General features: G+C 33.6%; 2 protein-coding genes. Both read right to left on the reverse strand.

Annotation, left to right across the window (positions count from 1 at the left end; genetic code table 11):
* A partial coding sequence (locus JCM15548_RS24805; protein WP_227626068.1) for a DUF6443 domain-containing protein occupies window positions 1–254 on the reverse strand: 254 nt, incomplete at its 3' end.
* 110 nt (window positions 255–364) lie between these two features.
* Window positions 365–3,481 carry a PKD domain-containing protein gene (locus tag JCM15548_RS20105; RefSeq protein ID WP_062128969.1) on the reverse strand — a complete coding sequence of 1,039 codons (3,117 nt, stop codon included), beginning with the start codon at window positions 3,479–3,481 and terminating at the stop codon, window positions 365–367.
* Window positions 3,482–3,559: the final 78 nt, after the last annotated feature.

Genomic DNA, 3,559 nt, shown 5'->3' on the forward strand with positions numbered 1-3,559 from the left:
TGAACTATATCCATTTTTGCAGGGGAAGCTTGCCATGCCACATTCTGCATAGAACGACCCAATCCATCATAATAATCTATTACTACGTTCTTATCCTCCGAAGTAAGTGCTTCCACTTCCTCGAAAGTCTTAACTCCCATTTTCTTTACAATTGATTTTTGTATATAGTTAGTTTGTGTTTGTGGGGATTGCGAAAAACTATTGAATACAAACAAAAGTATAATATTCAATAAAAAAATAAACTTTATTTTCATAATAAAAACATTAAGGGTAATGAAACAATGTTCAATTCACTTGAAAACTGAATTTGCTGATTTAGACATATTAACCATGTCCAATTATGTTAATAATTATGCGAGCCTTATTATAAGCAAGGGCGATACCCTTCTCCCTCATAGATATTAGAGTAATAACTGATCCCATTATACACCACCCTAAATCGCCCACGATACTTTTCAGCACGAGCAGACTCAATATCACAAACATTAAATTCTACATAATTAGCTCCAACCAATGGAGTCTCCTCCCAAGGTGTATGATCATGAAACTGGCAATCTTGCAAATATTCCGCAGCACATCTCTGGAATTGATAAAACACCTGTGCCTTCCTTAAATCTATCCCTTCTGCATGTAATTCTAAAGTTATGAATTCAGGACTACCACCACTACTACAAGGCCAGCAAACAAAATCATTTCCACCCATCCAGGTTGCTGTAATTATAGGATCCCCAACAATTACTGAAATTTCCTTTTCATGTATTGTGGTACCAAAAAATTGATTAGAAACTGTGCACCGCACCAAATAAGTACCAGATGTTGCATAACTATGGGTAGCATACTGATTAACTGAAGAGCTTCCATCTCCAAAAGACCATGAATAAGAAACAAGGGGATAGAAATAGGAATCTAAATAAGCGGTTGCTGAACAAGTAATGGTTCCACCATTTACAGTTACTTGCATTGATGAACTCATGGTTTCTGTAAATCTTACAATCTGGGACTTAACCACATTTCCATAAATAGGATGTGAGGTCGACAAAACTATTTGATACTCTCCTTTTGTCGGGTACAAATAATAGCCCCAGGTTTTATCACTCTTAACACCTCCATCACCAAAATCTATTGATAATTCAGTTTGATCATCAATACCAGAAACAGAATAGGTAACCCTACCATCACTTGTTTGATGAGTAATGGATAATTGGGGATTATAACCATTATTGGCATAATTGTATCTTGTTGAATTAACAATATCCTTATTAAAATCTCGCTCTCCAATCAGTCGTCCAAACATATCATAATCATAATATCTGGTCATATTATTTATGTCTGTCTGGGAAGTCATCCCTTTCAATGGGTCGTAAGTATAGGTGGTCATGCGGGCGCCTTCAGGAAAAACACGAACATCATCAATATACATTGAAGATTCCCCTATTGGAATATCAGTTACTCCTACCGAAATTGCCCTTTCCGTAAGATCCCACCTGAGACCATCTGTACTCGTCCAATAGCATAAACGATAATCGCCTGGGACAAATGACTTTGCAGGTATTGAATAAACTCCTCTATATGAGAAATATCCAGTTTTACAATTCCTGCTTAACTTGGATTCATCAGGATACTCTTCAAAATCTTCAAAAAAACATTTTGAAGATGACCCAATTAGGTAATTAAACAATTTAACATTCAAATCTAATTCTGAATCAATATCCAGATCACTATTAAAATATATTTTTAATGTATAAGTACCTAAAAACAAATTAATATCCCTAGTACCTGGATAGTATCCAATTCCCATGCTACTATAAGTTTTCTCACCAGTAACCTCATTAACAAAAACAAATTGCAAATAATTACTTAAACCATCTATATTATCATAATGTAATAGTTTGATCTTTACATAATCATTGGCATTGTCTATTTCGATGCCCTCCAAAAGTGTAAATACTTTAAACTCCTCATCAACAGACAAGTAATTTGACAATCCAACAATACCAAGGTCAATTTCCTCTGGCGTACCCGAATTTGCCCACGGAATAAATTCATTAATGCAATTATCAATAACAGCAATAGGCACTGTTTTATTATTATTCCAGAGTATTGAAGTTTCACCTTTTTCAACATCTCTGAAATTCAAAACATTTGATTTATCATCATGATTAAGAAAAGATAACTCTGGTTCCAAATTATAATGAGGATCCATAATAGCTCCTTTGAACTTAACATAATAATCAGATGGAATTAAATAATTTTTCAAATTGAAAACAGATCGTGGAACAATTTGGTCATAAATCGTAGTATAATATTTAACCAATTTGGCTGCAATCACATTGTCGCCTTTCAACTCTATTGTTTCTATGGGTATACTCAACATATTTTTACTAATCATATCCCTATATACATCGAAATTAATAGATGTTGGATACTGAAACATTTTACAATAACTTTCTCCACTTGAACCAATTGAACAGGCCTTCTTTAACAAAAAAACATCTAGTGCTGCCTCATCATTATCCTGAGTATAGTCGTAAGTTTCTTTTTCAAGTACCGCACCAGAATCAAAAAAACTAGTAGTCGCCTTCTCCGTTAAATATTTTACTCCTGTGTAAATAAAATAAGTATACCAGTACCCAGGAACATCCAAAAGAGATTGACTAATTGGACTTACATGATGCATGCCAAAAATATTACTATCTCTATAATTGGTGTATGTGTAAACAACTTCTTTTACAGGCGTATTTGTCTTGTCATAAAAAATCTCTCTATTCACCATACCCCTTAGTATATCAAATTTACAAATCGGTCGTTTAATTAAAAACGAAGAATTACTATTGCCATAAATGAAATCAGGATATTGCAATGATGTTGAATAAATCGATTCTTTGCTACTATTATTACTGTAAGTTTCAATTACTTTTTCGTAGGTAATTGGTGTTTCCCCAAGGGGAAAAAAAGAAAATCTATTACTCTCAGTATAACTTGCATCTACATAACCAGGAAAATCAATAATACCTGACGTAGTGTATACAGGTTTCATATACAGAATGCCGTTAGAATAATTATAACTCCTATCAATTTTGGATGAAAACTCGTCTCCTGAATACGAAATCTTAGAAACGCGTAAACCACCTCCTTCCTTTTCAGTATGGACGGAATAATTAATCGAATTGCCGAAAACTGATCCAGAATATATATATGAATTAGGCATGTATTCAAAAGTTACTGTACCTCCCAAAGGATGGGTAACAGTTTTTAACATATCATAATGTAAAACCGATGAATTCGGTTCACGCTGAGGATAAAAAATCGTTCCGTCAGATAATATTACCTCTTCGGGAATTAATGATTCTGTTAAATTATTATCTCCATTAAAATAACCCCAGTGGTCAATCTTTTTGGTATAAAAGGGCGGCAACTTCCCAAAATCATAATAGTCAAACACATATGGTCCTAAAACTTCATTATCCGTTGACTCTTGCAACTTATATAAGACTATAGGATAATTAGCTGATTTATATAAAAATTGGAACCTTCTAAGCGGAGTTGATAAATCATTACT

This window comes from Geofilum rubicundum JCM 15548 (genome assembly GCF_000974365.1).
GTDB classification, from domain to species: Bacteria; Bacteroidota; Bacteroidia; order Bacteroidales; family Marinilabiliaceae; genus Geofilum; species Geofilum rubicundum.